Source organism: Pedobacter chitinilyticus, assembly GCF_003313385.1.
Classification (GTDB): domain Bacteria; phylum Bacteroidota; class Bacteroidia; order Sphingobacteriales; family Sphingobacteriaceae; genus Pedobacter; species Pedobacter chitinilyticus.
Window position 1 is genome coordinate 888,241 of sequence record NZ_QMHN01000001.1, and the last position, 15,237, is coordinate 903,477.

At 39.0% G+C, this 15,237-nt stretch carries 17 protein-coding genes and 1 other RNA gene; 9 read left to right on the plus strand and 9 right to left on the minus strand.

Going from position 1 to position 15,237, the window contains the following annotated elements; genetic code table 11:
- Positions 1 to 4: 4 nt before the first annotated feature.
- The 5 genes from DUT70_RS03800 (at position 5) to rnpB (ending at position 2,577) form a co-directional block, all read left to right on the plus strand.
- Positions 5 to 403 carry a hypothetical protein gene (locus DUT70_RS03800; protein ID WP_113645956.1) on the plus strand — a complete coding sequence of 133 codons (399 nt, stop codon included), beginning with the start codon at positions 5 to 7 and terminating at the stop codon, positions 401 to 403.
- Positions 404 to 614: 211 nt separating this feature from the next.
- Positions 615 to 857, plus strand: a complete 243-nt coding sequence (locus tag DUT70_RS03805; protein WP_113645957.1) for a YHS domain-containing protein — start codon at positions 615 to 617, stop codon at positions 855 to 857.
- A complete protein-coding gene (locus DUT70_RS03810) occupies positions 858 to 1,502 on the plus strand; it encodes an SCO family protein (protein ID WP_317047809.1) in 645 nt (214 codons plus the stop codon).
- Positions 1,503 to 1,506: 4 nt separating this feature from the next.
- The gene (locus tag DUT70_RS03815) at positions 1,507 to 1,965 is read left to right on the plus strand and encodes a c-type cytochrome (RefSeq protein WP_240432016.1); all 459 of its coding nucleotides are present in this window, start codon (positions 1,507 to 1,509) and stop codon (positions 1,963 to 1,965) included.
- A 241-nt stretch (positions 1,966 to 2,206) separates the two neighbouring features.
- Positions 2,207 to 2,577: RNase P RNA component class A (gene rnpB, locus DUT70_RS03820), an RNA gene on the plus strand.
- Between the two features lie 45 nt (positions 2,578 to 2,622).
- Here the strand turns inward: rnpB and DUT70_RS03825 are convergent.
- The 3 genes from DUT70_RS03825 to DUT70_RS03835 form a co-directional block, all read right to left on the minus strand.
- Entirely contained in the window at positions 2,623 to 2,934 is a 312-nt protein-coding gene (locus DUT70_RS03825) for an antibiotic biosynthesis monooxygenase (protein WP_113645958.1), read from the minus strand.
- 114 nt (positions 2,935 to 3,048) lie between these two features.
- The gene (locus DUT70_RS03830) at positions 3,049 to 3,228 is read right to left on the minus strand and encodes a histone H1 (protein WP_113635034.1); all 180 of its coding nucleotides are present in this window, start codon (positions 3,226 to 3,228) and stop codon (positions 3,049 to 3,051) included.
- A gap of 124 nt (positions 3,229 to 3,352) precedes the next feature.
- Positions 3,353 to 3,748, minus strand: a complete 396-nt coding sequence (locus tag DUT70_RS03835) for a cupin domain-containing protein (protein ID WP_113645959.1) — start codon at positions 3,746 to 3,748, stop codon at positions 3,353 to 3,355.
- Between the two features lie 108 nt (positions 3,749 to 3,856).
- Between DUT70_RS03835 and DUT70_RS03840 the strand changes: the two genes are divergently transcribed.
- The gene (locus tag DUT70_RS03840) at positions 3,857 to 4,654 is read left to right on the plus strand and encodes an MBL fold metallo-hydrolase (RefSeq protein ID WP_113645960.1); all 798 of its coding nucleotides are present in this window, start codon (positions 3,857 to 3,859) and stop codon (positions 4,652 to 4,654) included.
- Here the strand turns inward: DUT70_RS03840 and DUT70_RS03845 are convergent.
- From DUT70_RS03845 to topB, 5 genes are all read right to left on the minus strand, one after another.
- Entirely contained in the window at positions 4,629 to 5,759 is a 1,131-nt protein-coding gene (locus DUT70_RS03845; protein WP_317047810.1) for a S66 peptidase family protein, read from the minus strand. The genes DUT70_RS03840 and DUT70_RS03845 overlap by 26 nt on opposite strands.
- Positions 5,760 to 5,837: 78 nt before the next feature.
- A complete protein-coding gene (locus tag DUT70_RS03850) occupies positions 5,838 to 6,398 on the minus strand; it encodes a pyridoxamine 5'-phosphate oxidase family protein (protein WP_113645962.1) in 561 nt (186 codons plus the stop codon).
- Between the two features lie 15 nt (positions 6,399 to 6,413).
- Positions 6,414 to 6,851 carry a hypothetical protein gene (locus DUT70_RS03855; RefSeq protein ID WP_113645963.1) on the minus strand — a complete coding sequence of 146 codons (438 nt, stop codon included), beginning with the start codon at positions 6,849 to 6,851 and terminating at the stop codon, positions 6,414 to 6,416.
- 6 nt (positions 6,852 to 6,857) lie between these two features.
- Positions 6,858 to 7,223: a SpoIIAA family protein gene (locus DUT70_RS03860; RefSeq protein ID WP_113645964.1), complete on the minus strand. Its 366-nt coding sequence runs from the start codon at positions 7,221 to 7,223 to the stop codon at positions 6,858 to 6,860.
- A 451-nt stretch (positions 7,224 to 7,674) separates the two neighbouring features.
- Positions 7,675 to 9,522, minus strand: coding sequence for a DNA topoisomerase III (gene topB, locus DUT70_RS03865; RefSeq protein WP_113645965.1), 1,848 nt, complete (start codon positions 9,520 to 9,522; stop codon positions 7,675 to 7,677).
- Positions 9,523 to 9,802: 280 nt separating this feature from the next.
- Between topB and DUT70_RS03870 the strand changes: the two genes are divergently transcribed.
- Positions 9,803 to 10,813 (plus strand): LacI family DNA-binding transcriptional regulator, encoded by a 1,011-nt coding sequence (locus DUT70_RS03870; RefSeq protein ID WP_113645966.1) that lies wholly within the window; start codon positions 9,803 to 9,805, stop codon positions 10,811 to 10,813.
- A gap of 79 nt (positions 10,814 to 10,892) precedes the next feature.
- Positions 10,893 to 11,984: a tRNA 2-thiouridine(34) synthase MnmA gene (gene mnmA, locus DUT70_RS03875; protein ID WP_113645967.1), complete on the plus strand. Its 1,092-nt coding sequence runs from the start codon at positions 10,893 to 10,895 to the stop codon at positions 11,982 to 11,984.
- A gap of 527 nt (positions 11,985 to 12,511) precedes the next feature.
- On the opposite strand, the gene DUT70_RS03880 is transcribed toward mnmA, so the two are convergent.
- A complete protein-coding gene (locus DUT70_RS03880) occupies positions 12,512 to 13,252 on the minus strand; it encodes a hypothetical protein (RefSeq protein ID WP_113645968.1) in 741 nt (246 codons plus the stop codon).
- Positions 13,253 to 13,405: 153 nt separating this feature from the next.
- On the opposite strand from DUT70_RS03880, the gene DUT70_RS03885 reads away from it, so the two are divergent.
- Positions 13,406 to 15,037: an ABC-F family ATP-binding cassette domain-containing protein gene (locus DUT70_RS03885; protein WP_113645969.1), complete on the plus strand. Its 1,632-nt coding sequence runs from the start codon at positions 13,406 to 13,408 to the stop codon at positions 15,035 to 15,037.
- Positions 15,038 to 15,237 lie beyond the last annotated feature (200 nt).

Sequence of the window (15,237 nt, forward strand, 5' to 3'; positions counted from 1 at the left end):
TATCATGAATAAATTAAAAAATCTAAGCTTAATAATTATCCTGGCTTTCACCGCTTGTCAGCAGCAGGACAATGAGCAAGCTATTAAAAAAACTATCGACGATTTGCATAACGAAGCAATGGTGATTAATGAGAAAGCCATTAAAACTACTTTCAAGTTAGATAGTTTGTTGGAAAAAAAGCGCCAGGAGAAAGATGGCGACACCATTGCACTACAAAATTCCATTCATCAGCTCCATTTGGCAGATGAGAAAATGATGGATTGGATGCATGGTTTCCAACTTGATTTTAAGGGTTCAAAAGCAGAAGCTTTACAGTACTTTAAAAATCAACTGGATAGTGTAAAACAAGTGCAGGTTCAGTTAGAAAAAGCCATTGAACAGGCAAAACCTTTTATAAAATAATGATGAATTAGCCACAGATGCACAGGTAAAAATTTATGTGAATGTATAAGCACTCACTTCGTCATTTCGAGAGTTTACGACAAAGCCAGTCTCTGAAAGTTATTAGAAGACTAGCATATTCAAAGATTTCTCGACTACGCTCGAAATGACGGGCGATGTTTTTAGGAAAATGTAAAATCTGTGTATCTGTGGCATAAACCCTTAATGTAATATGAAAACAACTTTAATAATCTGTATTTTTGCCCTTGGTGGTTGGTGGACACAGGGAGAAACCACTACTCATGAATTTCAAAAAACTGTTGTTAGTGATAGCCTAAAGGTAGATCCAGTTTGTAAGATGAAAGTGAAAGCTTCGAGCAGTATTAAAAGCACTTTCAACAAAAAGGAATATGTGTTTTGCAGCAAAAGTTGCCAAATGAAATTTGATAAAAGCCCTGAAAAATATCTTAAATAAATGATGAAAAGATTAATTCAATACGCTGCATTCGGACTGTTATTGTTTGGAGCGGCATGTACACAAGAAAAGAAATTACCTATTTATGGAGATAAGGAGGCGAAGATCAGCAAAGATGCTAATGGTAATGAAAAGATAGATACTGTTTACAAAACGATCCCAAACTTCAAGTTTCTTAACCAAGATAGTATTGAGGTCACGCAAGATGCATTCAATAACAAAATTTACGTAGCCGATTTCTTTTTTACTTCTTGTACAACCATCTGTCCTATCATGCACCGTAATATGAGGACCATTTACGACAAGTATAAAGGCAACCCAGAAGTAATGTTTCTTTCTCATACCATTGATTTTAAGTACGACAAACCTTCTGTATTGAAAAAGTATGCGAAAAAACTGGGTGTTGATGTACCACAATGGCAGTTTTTATACGGCGATAAAAAAGAAGTGTACGGCTTAGCGGAAAAAGATTATCTGGTAGCGGTACAAGAAGATAGTGCAGCAACCGATGGTTATGTACACCAGGGTTGGTTAGTGCTTGTTGATAAGCATAAACGCATTAGAGGAGCTTATGACGGTACCAAACCTGAAGAAGTTGAAAAGCTGAAAAGCGATATGGATATTTTGCTTGCGGAGAAAAACTGATTAAGTGAAAAGTCAAAAATCAAAAGTTAAAAGCATCAGCGTTAAGAAAATTGTAGTTTATACCTTTTTTTTAGCGGCAGTAGCCATAGTGATTAATGCTTGTCAAAGTGCGAGTGAAATTGAAATGGCTAAATACCTTTCCAATGGAAAAGATATTTATGTGGCTAGGTGTCAGAATTGCCATGGCGCCAACGGGGAAGGTTTGGGAGAGCTGGCTCCCCCACTCACTGATACGGTATTTTTGAAAGCTAATAAGCAAAAAATTGCTTGCTATATCAAAAATGGCGCTAATGAACCGATGGAGATTCATGGTAAAACCTATCAAGAGAAAATGCCAGCATTTAAGGATTTGCATGATATTGATATTGCACAGGTAATGGTGTATGTGACCAATTCATTTGGTAATCAGCAAGGAATGTATACTTATGAGCAGGTAGCAAAGGATTTGCAGAATTGTAAATAGTGCTTTTTCTATCTTAGGAAGACTTACAGGGTTTCTAAAACTTCGTAAGTCTTTTTTGTTTTTATTAAGCATCATCCGTCATTGCGAGGCACGAAGCAATCTCACGAATGTCAAGGTTAAAAACTATTACTTTAAGATTGCTTCGTGCCTCGCAATGACGAAACTTTATAAACAAACCTCGCAGGTTTTTAAAACCTACGAGGTTTAATACAAAACGAAATAAAAGCTTACCTTTGCACTTAATGCAAACCGTTCTATCGCCGCAATTTTATATTGAGGAGGAAAGTCCGGGCAACAAAGAGCGTCTCGCTTCCTAACGGGAAGGGGTTTAGGAATGAAGACCTAGGCCACGGAAAGTGCCACAGAAAATATACCGTCTCAACTTGTTGGGATAAGGGTGAAAACGTGAGGTAAGAGCTCACGAGCTTTGTTAGTGATAGCAAGGTTGGTAAACCCCGGGAGTTGAAAGACCAAATAGGCTAACGCATGTAGGGCTGCTCGTCCGATGTTAGTGGGTAGGTCGTTAGAGGTAAATGGCAACATTTATCCTGGATTAATGATAGAAGTCCTTTTAGGAGGAAACAGAACCCGGCTTATAGGTTTGCATTTATATATGAAACAAAAAAGTGGCGTTACCTTGGTAGTGCCACTTTTGTTTTATTTGATTATTCTTAATGAAGAACCAAGGTGTTCCATTGGTTCAATAACTGCTGGTGCGGTTAAGCCTCTTTCGTCTCTGTGTTGCTGAAAAGCAAGAAAAGAAGGCGTATTTAAAATCTGTTGTTGTATTTCTTCATTTTCGTACATAGAAACATGCACAAAAGTTAGTCCGTCCTCTTTAACGTAAACATGGTACAGGAACTTGCTGTGTTGCAGTTCTCTAAAATCAGCTAAAAAAGCAGCAATATTACGTTTATTCTCTTCAACAAATTCGGCGTTAATTTGGTAAGTAACCTGTACTGCAATCATATTCTTATTTTTTGCTTTTAGTAAATGTACAAAAACGTTTTATCGTTTTAGAGCGCCTATAAAAAAAGACCTTGTACTTAAACAAGGTCTTCCATTAATTACTTTGAGCGGTTATTATTTTGCGCTATTTTTTTTCTCTGTAACTTCAGTACGAATTTCTTGAGCTAAACCTTTAAGATCTTGCATAGCTTTACGTACTCTAGTTCCTGCAGCTGAATTACCTGCGTTGTAAAATTTCTCTACGTCTGCCTCGATAGCGGCAACTACTTCTTTAACTTTTGCAAATTTTTCCATTGTTATAATTTTAATTTATTGGTCAAATATATCATTTAAACGGAATAAACAAGCAATTCTTTCTTTTTTTGATATTCTTTTTTGCCGTAAGTTTTTAACAATTCACATTTCGTATCCGTTGCCCCTATTTAATAATGGTCAATAAGCACACACATTCGGTATGGGCAATGGCCTGAAATGGGTAATCATAATGGTAGTTAAGTAGCTGTCCTACTGAAAGATACTGTTTATCTCCTTTCGCGGTAAAACTTAAGTCGCCTTCAATCATATACAGGTTCATTAGTAAATGCCCTTCTTCATTGCCCGACTGTATTTTTTCATCTTTTTTTAGTGCCACTAACGTCAAAGTAGTGTGTTCTGACTTAAAAACCGTGATGGCATTCTTCCCATTTTCATGGTATGAAGATTCATTTTTGATCTCTTTGATGAACTTGGGCAAGTCCACAGGAACCATTTGCCCGTCCAAAGCACGGCTTCCCGCTGGGCGTTGAGGGGTAGCGTTATTGAATTTTTCTTCCATGGCCTTTTTTATTCATAACAGTTAGCCACCAGGCTATGTTTGCGCAATGTGGTAATGTTTAAAATTAGTATCATGTAAAGTAGGTTAAAATAACGAACTTTGCTGCCAATGTCGTTATTTATTAGCTCACTAAATACTGGTAGCAATGGTAATTGTTTCTACATTGGCAATGAAGATGATGCCGTACTGATAGATGCTGGCCTAAGCTGCAAGGAAACGGAAACCCGACTTTCTCGTTTAGGCTTAAGTATGCATAAAGTTCGGGCCATTTTTATTACTCATGAGCATACCGACCACATTAAGGGCTTGCCAGTACTCGCTAAAAAATATCAATTACCTATTTATATTACTGCAAAAACACATTTAGGTGGCCGACAGTTGCTGCCATCGCATTTGGTGTATTCGTTTTCAAGTAGTGAGCCTATTACAATTGGCGATTTGGAAATAGTGGCCTTTCCTAAATTACATGATGCTGCTGAGCCGCACAGCTTTACGGTGGCGTGTAACGACATAAAGATTGGTGTTTTTACGGATATAGGCGACCACTGTGAAAACCTTATTCATCATTTCAAACAATGTCACGCAGCATTTTTAGAAGCTAATTACGACGATGAAATGTTGGACAAAGGGAACTATCCCTATTTCTTAAAACGTAGGATAAGAGGTGGAAATGGTCACTTGTCTAATCAGAAAGCCCTTGACCTATTTGTCAATCATCGGCCCGAGTTCATGAGCCATCTTTTTCTTTCGCATTTAAGTAGAGAAAACAATTGCCCTGATTTGGTGCATCAACTATTTAGTGAGGTAGCCAACGGTACCGAAATTATTGTGGCTTCGAGATTGCAAGAAACGCCTGTATATCAAATTAGCTTAAAGCAAATTACGCCAGCTCTTTCAACGTTGTAGTTTGCTCGGTTACACTCAAACGGTGTTTTATTCCACACTTTAAAGCATAATTAGCCTTTTGATGGCCTACGGGGAAATCAAAACATACTGGATAATTAAATTCCTTTACTTTTTCCAATACAATTTGCTCCAATGTTTTGCCAAAGCCATCCCCCTCATCATCCTTTTTCACCCTGAAACCGCCCACTACCAAACCTTTCAGTTTATTAAGTTTGCCACTGCGCTTAAGGTTAAAAAACATTCTGTCGATGCTATACAAATATTCACCGACATCCTCGACAAATAGAATCTTACCATCGGTTTTAATTTCTGATGCACTGCCAGTCAAATTCTCAATACAGCGCAAATTACCACCAATTAATTCGCCTTCTGCTTCACCTAACCTGTTATTGGTTTGGTAACTGGCTTCGTAAGTCATCAGCTCCTCTCCTTTTAGAGCTTTTTCGATAGATTTAATGGTATCAATTTGTATCGGTTCTGCCTTGGTCCAATCTGTAGGGAAACTATTGCACATTTTAGAGTGTATGCTGGCAAATCGATAATTGCTATTTAAATGGCAATGTAAAATGGTAATGTCACTAAAACCAATTAACCATTTGGGAGATATCTTAAAAATGCTAAAATTTAACTGATCTACAATTCTCACAGCGCCATATCCTCCCCTTGCACACATAATGGCCTTAATGCTCGTGTCGTCCAACATTTGTTGTAAATCGGCCAAACGTTCCTCATCAGTACCGCCAAAGGTAAAATCACGGGCACCGACTGTTTTTCCTATCGCTACTTTAAAGCCCCAACTTTCCATCTGTTGTATGGCAGGTGCTATTTCATCATACGTAATAAATCCCGCTGGACAGGTAATCCCAATGATATCGCCCTGCTTTAAATAAGGAGGTTTTTTATGCTTAACAGCTTCATTACTCAATTTTGTGGTAGCGGCATTGCCTTTAAAAGCATATAACATTGCCGATGCGGGCAGTAACGACGAAAGAAATAGTTTGCGGTTCATGATAGGGCAATTTACCAATTCGCCTACAATACGCCAAAGTCTTTTATAAATAGAAGAGCGAAGACACAAGGCCTTCGCTCTCTTCAGTCCTGCCATTCGCCTTTAGTCCCACGTTACACTTTGGGAGCTATCGGCTGCTGTCAGGTCTATTGTACAACGTTAATCAGTACGTCGTCAAATTTCTAATTTTCCTTCTACCGAGTCATCCATGGTTTTTCCAGTGATGATGGATGCCGCCATTTTAATAAAGGCAATGGCTTCACCATGTTTGGTATCCCAGTAATAAACTTGTGTCGGCGCCACTTTGATTACGCTGATCTTCTCATCATCCTTTCCATCTTGAAACCAAACTTTAAGTAGCGGATTCCATAGCTCTTCTATTTTTTTTCGATCCTCAATAATTTCACTAATGCCATAAATATTTAAAAAACCTGAATTTTTATGGTGCTGAAAAAATAAATGCGTTAACGGATCAGCCTCAATTTCTTTATTCTTTTCACTATCTACTTGGCTCATGAACCATAAATTACCGTCGTCATCCACATCTAACACCGACATTGGCCTTACTGATAATGGCAAGCCTGTTTTAATGCTGGTACAAAAGAAACAGTTTTCTGCCCCTTTGGCTAGTTCCTGTAACTTTTCGACGGCTTCCTTACCTTCTAAGGTTTTGATGTGATCGTTAATATCTTGTGTATTGTTTGAGCTATCTCTGCTCACATTTGAATTTTCCATACTTTTGTTTCGTTTTTAAGATTTAAAGAGTGTTTTTAGTACTGTTGCCGTAACTAGCGCTCCAAATAAATAATAGCCCACGGTGAGCACCTTGGTTTGTGTTGTCCTAGTTACTGGTCTAGGGTCCAAACCCAATGATTTCGGAAGTTGAATGGCACCAATTCCAGCACTTAAACCTAATGCTACAGCTTTGGGCCAAATGTATTTTCCGCTTCCGCCAATCATGCTGTAATATGTAGCATTGGCAATAAGATCAGCTTCTAAAGTTAGCTTGTGTAAATCATCAGCGTCATTTATTGGGGTACCTACTTGACTAAGGGTTTTGTTAACTACCTCTTCTCCCAATAAATTAATTTGGGGAGCATTGCTTATGTTTTTGCGCACTACTTCGTGCAATATGTTTAGGGCTACAGAACCAATAAGGCCTGCAGTCATGTTTTTAATCCATCTCATCTTTTATCATTTTATGCTTAACCAATCAATTGCTTCGTCAAGCTGCGACAATTTGAAACCTTTAGATTCTCCTGGGGCGATATAGCTAAAAGCGTCTGTGAATTTTTCTACAGCTGTTTCATCGGTCACCACAGCTATTTTTTTCCATTTGGTAAAATGTTTTAAGCCTGCTACCATATCTTGAAACCATGCACCAGCGGTAAAGTTTTCGACAGGCGTTTCTAGTACTAATAGGTAATAAATGTCATTTTGATTCTGGGTGAGTACTTCTAATCCAGGAAGCAGTACGCTTTTAAGGTCGTCGGCCGTGACTTGTCCCGTAGCTTTTACGCCAAATACGTGTGGTGGTATATCTCTGATAATGCTTAACATAACTATATAATTTTTATTAGCATAACAGATTTTAGAAGGGAATGGTTTCTTTGATTTGTGATTTAATGGGTTAATTGTGTTGTTTTACAGTTGTTTATGATAGGTTATCTATTGTTTTTCACTCATGGCCGTTGGACCTAGTACTTCTCTCTTGAAAGAAAAAGACCAAAAGTTCAAGGCTGATTGTACTGTGTCGCTACAGCTGATTAAAGCTTTTATTGCGCTAGCTGAGCCGTGTGTCTGTCAGAGGTAAATGAAAGAGGGTGCTGCACTTCTGCACCTAGCTTGATTGTGGTTTATTGGGTGTTAGCGGTTACGCTTTAATGGCTTTCGCTGCCACATTACCATAGGCCGTTCTGAGCACTTAGGGAAGTTTGTGCACTTCCAAATTCCCCTCTTCTAGAGGGGTGCCCAAAGGGCGGGGTGTTTAAAAACAATGGAAAGTGAAAACTTAAGTCGTAGCTACTGGCACAGCCAATTGGCTAGAAATAGCGGCTCCATCGGTAAGTAGCTCTTGGGTAATGCTTCTGGTGTAATCAATAATTTCCGACTTAAAGTCCTGAACCGAGGCTCCTGATCTGATTTCTTCCAAACGTTTTTCCCAAGCACCTGTCAATTCTGCCTGTGCAATTCGTTTGTCTTTTACTACTTCGTAAACAGCCAAGCCTTTAGCCGTTGGTACCAAATTACGTTTTTCGCGGATGATATATTCCCTAGTTAACAGGGTCTCGATGATGGCTGCCCGTGTAGCTGGAGTACCTAAACCGCTATCTTTCATGGCGTATCTAAGCTCTTCATCTTCAATTTCTTTGCCGCAGGTTTCTAAAGCTTTTAATAACGAAGCTTCGTTGTACATCGCTTTCGGTTTGGTTTGTTTTTCCAAGAAGGCTTTGTTCACAATAGGCAAAGCCTCTCCTTTCTTTACTTTTGGTAAAGCGGGGTTGTCCTCGTCTTTTTTATCCTCCTCTACCTCGTTAAAAACAGAGCGCCATCCCGCAGAGCGGATAACTGTACCATTGGCCACAAAAACAATCTCCGATTGGATGGTAATTTTGGTGACTTCTTTCACACATTCCTGATGGAAAGCCTCTAACATGCGCCCAGCAACTAAATCAAAAATCGCTTGATGGTCTTTGCTTAAACTGCCAGGTTTAACACCAGTTACTAAAATGGCATGGTGGTCAGTTACCTTTTTAGCATTGACACTCCTTTTGTTCAAAGTCATTTCCTGCAAGGCTACGGCTGATTTAGCAAACAGGCCATGGTCGGTTAAACTGGCAATTAGTGCAGGTACCGTAGCAAAAATATCGTCACCAATGTAGCGGCTACCCGTACGTGGATAGGTTACCAATTTACTTTCGTAAAGGTTCTGTAATAAACCTAAAGTTTGGTCAGCGGTAAAACCGTTCTTTTTGTTGGCTTCCTGCTGCAAACTACTTAAATCGTGCAATAGTGGAGGTGGCTCTTTTCTTGGCTTAGCTTCTACAGCGGTGATGTTTCCACCGTTACTAAAACCAGAAGCAACATCCTGCACCTTTTCAAAAATCGCTTCCCCTTCTTCTTTGGCATCAAAACTATCTACAGAAATGGCTTTAAATAACTGTCCATCCTTATCCAATTGGATGCCAATTTGGTAATATATTTTGGGAACAAAGTTCTTAATTTCAAGGTAACGGGCACAAATCATGGCTAAGGTTGGGGTTTGCACCCTACCTAAAGAGAGCACACTCCTATTGCCTGCCGAAATACTTAACGCTTGTGTCGCATTCATGCCCACCAGCCAATCAGATACGGAACGACAATGTGCCGAACTGAATAACGTGTCGTATTCGGTACCAGGTTTTAAGTTTCTAAATCCATCCTTAATCGCCTCATCCGTTTGTGAAGAGATCCACAGCCGCTTAAATGGCTTTTTGCATTTCAAATAAGAGTAGATGTACCTAAAAATTAATTCGCCCTCACGCCCAGCATCCGTTGCTACGATAATCTCTGTGGCTTCATCAAACAGCATTTTTATGGTATCCAGTTGCTTTCTTACCCCAGGGTCTTCCACCATTCCATCCTTGGTTTTTATCTTACGAATGGAGAGTTTAAACTTGTTTGGTAGCATGGGCAGATGTTCTTTGCGCCAGCCAAAAAAGCCATATTCCTGAGGTGGGGCAAGCTGTAATAGATGCCCGAAAGCCCAAGTGAAGGAATAGCCTTTGCCTTCAATATACCCATCTTTACGGGTTGTAGCCCCAAAAACTTTGGCTAACTCACGTCCTACAGAGGGTTTTTCGGCAATTACGATCTTCATATTTGAATAAAATGGAGGTTAAATATCCTAAATTTAAAATACATGCAACAGTTCATTTTATCAACACTTCAGTATGCGATTGAACCCTAGATAGATAAATGGATTGTAGTGATGTACTCATTTTGATGGTTTGGTGTAATACAAACCTCGTAGGCTTTTAAAACCTATGAGGTTTAGGTATTAGCTGCTTGTTCATTTTCAAGGAATTAAATCAAACCTTTAAAATATTTTGGAATGAAATTTAAACAGCTAGTTAAACTATCTTATCTTTATAGTGAAAATGAGCATTACTCTACGTGACATATCTAAAGCATTAAATATCTCGGTTTCTACCGTATCAAGGGCGCTCACCGATAGCCATGAAATTGGAGAAGAAACTAAGCAAAAAGTGTTGGCTTACGCTAAGGAACATCATTATGTGCCCAACCGTATGGCCCGCAGTTTGAAAGTGGGTAAAACACGTTCTATAGGGGTAGTAATTTGCTCGATAGACAATAATTTTGTGGCGCAAATGCTAGATGGCATTGACCAGATTTGTACTGAAAATGGCTATCAAATCATTATTATGCAAAGCAAAGAGTCGTATGAGCAAGAACAGGCCTGTATCAATTTATTGCATGCTAGTGGTGTAGATGGCATCATGATTTCTCCGTCCTATCAAACCACCGATTTTAGTCATTTAAAAGAATTGCAATCACAAGGATTTCCAGTGGTACTTTTTGACAGGATTAGCGAAAAAATGACGGCTCATAAAATTGCGGCCAACAATTTAAGTGGTGCTTATCAAGCGACTACGCATTTGATTTCTAATGGCTATACGCGTATTGCGCATTTGAATAGCAATGCAACGCTAACCACCACCGCTGAACGTTTTGAAGGTTATAAAAAAGCACTTGAAGACCACGGAATCAATTATCAGGAGGAATTGGTGGCTTTTTGCGATACTGCTCAGCAGATAGATCAAAGCGTGGCTGATGCCATGGAACAATTGCTTAAACAACAACCGCAAGCTATCTTTACCGCCACTGATTTACTGAGTACCAAAGTATTGGCTTATTTGATGGAGCACAAGTTTACTGTCCCTAAAGATATTGCATTGATAGGATTCAGTAATTCTGATTTAGCGGCTGTCTTAAATCCATCATTGAGTACGGTACGTCAACCTTCACGTCAAATTGGTGAGTTGGCGGCCCAAACGCTCATTAGCTTAATCAAAGGTAAGGACATTGGTCCTGAAGAAACCATTCTGCTGGATACTGAACTTCAAATTAGAAAATCAAGCGGTAGTTAGGCTACTTTTGACATTGTCACGACCTCCTTATGAGGCAGTTTTAAACTAATTACGTAATTTTGCACTCTTATTTACGAAAATGAGCAAGCACGGAAGAATTTTAGTAGCCATGAGTGGCGGGGTTGATAGTTCGGTAGCATCAGTGATGTTGCACGAGCAGGGTTATGAAGTTATTGGCTTAACCATGAAGACTTGGGATTATGCCACATCGGGCAGTAATAGCAAGGAAACTGGCTGCTGTAGTTTGGATAGTATTAATGATGCCCGTACACTTGCCGTAAATTATGGCTTCCCGCACTATATTTTAGATATCAGAGATGAGTTTGGCGATTTCGTCATCGACAACTTCGTGGATGAATATTTAGCTGGAAGAACGCCAAATCCATGTGTGTTGTGTAATACTTATATCAAATGGGAAGCACTATTGAAACGTGCTGATAAGTTAGATTGTGAGTTTATTGCTACTGGACACTATGCGAATATTCGTCAGCAAGACAGTGGTCGTTATGTAATCTCTAAAGGTAAAGACGAGAATAAGGATCAATCTTATGTATTGTGGGGCGTGTCGCAAGAAAACTTAGCTAGAACTAAATTCCCGTTGGGTAGTTTCGCTAAATCTGAAATTAGACAAATGGCTCTAGATATGGGTCAAGAGGAACTGGCTAAAAAAAGCGAGAGCTATGAGATTTGCTTTGTACCTGATAACGACTACCGTGCTTTCTTAAAACACAAAGTGGAAGATTTGGAAGAACGTGTGGCTGGTGGAAACTTTGTAAATACCCAAGGTATGGTGATTGGCCAGCATAAAGGCTACCCTTTTTATACCATTGGTCAACGTAAAGGTTTAGGTGTTGCTTTTGGCGAGCCGATGTTTGTGACCCAAATTTTGCCTGAAAGCAATACGGTTGTTTTGGGCAGAGCGGATGAGTTAGAGCGTCGTGAGGCAATGGTAAGAAACGTAAATTTGATTAAATACGAAAATATCAACGAGCCTTTGGATAATGTAGTTACTAAAATACGCTATAAAGATGCTGGTACTTTAAGTACTATTGTACAGGAGAAGGATCAAATGCGTGTGGTTTTTGATCATGCAGTTTCTGCAATTGCTCCAGGTCAATCGGCAGTGTTTTATGAAGGTAATGATTTGTTGGGTGGTGGCTTTTTGATTTAGTTGTTTAGTTTTTTGGTTGTTTAGATTCGCTTCTTCACGATATTGGAGCTAGTAGCGCTGTTCTAATTTATAGAAGGTCGTTTGTTTTTTTTTCACTCATGGCCGTTGGGCCTAGTCCTTTTCTCTTGAAAGAAAAGGACCAAAAGTTCAAGGCTGATTGTACTGTGTTGCTCCAGCTGATTAAAGCTTTTATTGCGCTAGCTGAGCCGTGTTTCTGTGAGTGCTGAATGAAAGAGGGTGCTGCACTTCTGCACCTAGCTTGATTGTACTTTATTGAGTGTTTGTGGTTACGCTTTAATGGCTTTCGCTGCCACATTACAATAGGCCGTTCTGAGTGCTTAGGGAAGTTTGTGCAATGCGAAATTCCCTTCTTCTAGGGGCTAAAGGGCGGAGTTTAATAGAAGATTGAAAAACTTACGAAATTTAACTTTAGCTATTGGTTGTTTTTAAAGGTAAAATTGAGGGCTTTCTCCATTCGAAAACTTCGTAAGTCTTACATAGCCATCATAGATCTAAATTACGAACACTTATTCATCGCTAATTAAGTCATCAAAATCTTTAATTTGAGATAGTTTCACCAGCGGTTTTGCAGGAAGTTTAGACCATTTTTCTTTAAATACTTCATCCCCACCATCGTCATTTTGATTTGTATTTTCTTTTACCAGTTTCTTCCTTGTTAAAAAATTGATACTGGTTTCTCGATCAATTCGAGGACCGAAATTGTCACTAGAATCATAACCAATCAGCTCAAAATCAGCATTGCGAAATCTAAAAGTATAACGCCAATAGCCGTATCTACCGTGTGAGTATTGAATGTATAGATTTCCTTTTTCTATTTGGACACTAAGATCTGGCGGGAAGTAAACACCTCCATCTTCATTTTCGGATGAAAAGCAATTTAAATTTTTAAGGGCCAATTCGTATCGCCCTTTTTTGTTCAATAGGATGATAATGCCCCTTCGGTTACGGTCAGCCCGCTCTTCGAAACGATTAACAATGACTTTACTTTTGTCTGTCCCTTTAACAATCAACACCTCGTCTATTAAACCGTCTTTATTAAGATCACCTTTTATGGTACTAAAAAGCACAAACCCTTTGGGTACAAAGTCAGCTGTATTTACTTTTTGTTTGGGAATTACAGTTAGATTCCTTCTTTGTATGCTGCCTAAATCATTGTTTTTTTTGATAGTTTTTTTTGATTTGCTAGAACTATAGCTGAGCAAGAGTGATACCATTAAACCGAAAATAATCAAATATTTCTTCCTCATAATAAACTGTTTTAGAGATTTTCTAGCTTTGATTTTATAATTCCGTTACGTGTCAAAAGCAATCCTTAGCAAGATAAATATTTACGATTAGATTATTTATTAAAAACAATTTCTTCAATTATCTTTGCGGCTCATTAAAAAAGAGTAATCACATTGATCGACGTAAATAATATTTCTGTATCATTTGGCGGTACCACGCTTTTCAGCGATGTATCTTTTTCTATTAACGAGAATGATAAAATAGCCCTAATGGGTAAAAATGGTGCGGGTAAATCCACCTTATTAAAAATTATTGCTGGTGCTGGTAAAGCGACCAGTGGCCATGTATCTGGGCCAAAAGATGCGGTAATTGCTTATTTGCCACAACATTTACTTACGCAAGATAATGTGACTGTTTTTGAGGAAACCTCTAAAGCTTTTAGTGAAGTTTATCACATGCGTGATGAGCTGGAAAGCTTGAACGAACAGTTGGGCATTCGGACTGATTACGATACTGACGATTACATGAAGTTAATTGAAAGGGTATCGGAACTTAGCGAAAAGTTCTATTCTATTGAGGAAGTGAACTATGATGCCGAAGTAGAAAAGGTGTTAAAGGGATTGGGATTCCTCCGTTCTGACTTTACCCGTCAAACATCGGAGTTTTCTGGTGGATGGCGTATGCGTATTGAGCTGGCCAAAATTTTATTGAAGAAACCAGATCTTATTTTACTAGATGAGCCTACCAACCACATGGATATTGAAAGTATCCAATGGCTGGAAGATTTCTTGATTAATTCTGCGAAAGCGGTGATTGTGATTTCCCACGACCGTGCTTTTGTCGATAACATTACCAATAGAACCATTGAGGTAACGATGGGCCGTATCTACGATTACAAGGCAAAATATACCCACTATCTACAATTGCGTAAAGAGCGTCGTGAACACCAATTAAAGGCTTACGAGGAGCAGCAACGTTTCATTGCCGACAATCAAGAGTTTATTGACCGTTTTAAAGGCACTTATTCTAAAACGCTTCAGGTACAATCAAGGGTGAAGATGTTAGAGAAGTTGGAAGTGATAGAAGTGGATGAAGTAGACAATTCAGCCCTACGGTTGAAATTCCCGCCTTCTCCCCGCTCTGGAAATTATCCCGTAATTGTAGAGGAATTGACCAAAGCTTATGGTGAACACTTGGTATTTGAGAAAGCTTCAATGGTGATTGAGCGTGGTCAAAAAGTGGCTTTTGTAGGTAAGAATGGTGAAGGTAAGTCGACTATGATTAAAGCGATTATGGGCGAGATTGATTACGAGGGTGAATTGAAAGTGGGCCACAATGTGAAAATTGGTTATTTCGCCCAAAATCAGGCTGCGTTGTTAGATGGAGAATTAACGGTTTTTGATACGATTGACCAAATTGCTGTTGGCGATGTTCGTGTGAAAATTAAGGATTTACTAGGTGCTTTTATGTTTAGTGGTGATGATACCACTAAAAAGGTGAAAGTGTTATCTGGTGGAGAAAAAACACGTTTGGCGATGATTAAACTTTTGCTAGAGCCTGTAAATGTGTTGATTCTGGATGAGCCTACCAACCACTTGGATATGAAAACCAAGGATATTATTAAGGATGCGTTACGTGATTTTGATGGTACGTTAATTTTGGTATCTCACGATAGGGATTTCTTAGATGGCTTGGCAGAAAAGGTATTTGAGTTTGGAAATAAACGCGTTCGTGAACATTTTGAAGATATCAAAGGTTTCTTGGCTTATAAGAAGATGGATAGTTTGAAAGAGATTGAGAAATAATACGGAAGGCGCTTACAGGCGCCTTTTTTGTTACTGATGTTTTGGTTTTTGTATGAACACAGAGTTGAATATTGTATTAACTCTAAAGCAGCGTCATTTCGACTGGAGTGTAGTCCCGAACTTTCGGGAGAGAAATCTTTGGACTTGGCAATGTTCAAAACCCTCTCTGCCTTTGGCATCTCTCCCTAAAAGGGAGAGAA

Coding starts and splice junctions, on each gene's coding strand:
- DUT70_RS03800 (WP_113645956.1), top strand. CDS start 5: ATGAATAAATTAAAAAATCTAAGCTTAATAATTATCCTGGCTTTCACC.
- DUT70_RS03805 (WP_113645957.1), top strand. CDS start 615: ATGAAAACAACTTTAATAATCTGTATTTTTGCCCTTGGTGGTTGGTGG.
- DUT70_RS03810 (WP_317047809.1), top strand. CDS start 858: ATGATGAAAAGATTAATTCAATACGCTGCATTCGGACTGTTATTGTTT.
- DUT70_RS03825 (WP_113645958.1), bottom strand. CDS start 2,934: ATGATTGCAGTACAGGTTACTTACCAAATTAACGCCGAATTTGTTGAA.
- DUT70_RS03830 (WP_113635034.1), bottom strand. CDS start 3,228: ATGGAAAAATTTGCAAAAGTTAAAGAAGTAGTTGCCGCTATCGAGGCA.
- DUT70_RS03835 (WP_113645959.1), bottom strand. CDS start 3,748: ATGGAAGAAAAATTCAATAACGCTACCCCTCAACGCCCAGCGGGAAGC.
- DUT70_RS03840 (WP_113645960.1), top strand. CDS start 3,857: ATGTCGTTATTTATTAGCTCACTAAATACTGGTAGCAATGGTAATTGT.
- DUT70_RS03845 (WP_317047810.1), bottom strand. CDS start 5,759: ATGGCAGGACTGAAGAGAGCGAAGGCCTTGTGTCTTCGCTCTTCTATT.
- DUT70_RS03850 (WP_113645962.1), bottom strand. CDS start 6,398: ATGGAAAATTCAAATGTGAGCAGAGATAGCTCAAACAATACACAAGAT.
- DUT70_RS03855 (WP_113645963.1), bottom strand. CDS start 6,851: ATGAGATGGATTAAAAACATGACTGCAGGCCTTATTGGTTCTGTAGCC.
- DUT70_RS03860 (WP_113645964.1), bottom strand. CDS start 7,223: ATGTTAAGCATTATCAGAGATATACCACCACACGTATTTGGCGTAAAA.
- topB (WP_113645965.1), bottom strand. CDS start 9,522: ATGAAGATCGTAATTGCCGAAAAACCCTCTGTAGGACGTGAGTTAGCC.
- DUT70_RS03870 (WP_113645966.1), top strand. CDS start 9,803: ATGAGCATTACTCTACGTGACATATCTAAAGCATTAAATATCTCGGTT.
- mnmA (WP_113645967.1), top strand. CDS start 10,893: ATGAGCAAGCACGGAAGAATTTTAGTAGCCATGAGTGGCGGGGTTGAT.
- DUT70_RS03880 (WP_113645968.1), bottom strand. CDS start 13,252: ATGAGGAAGAAATATTTGATTATTTTCGGTTTAATGGTATCACTCTTG.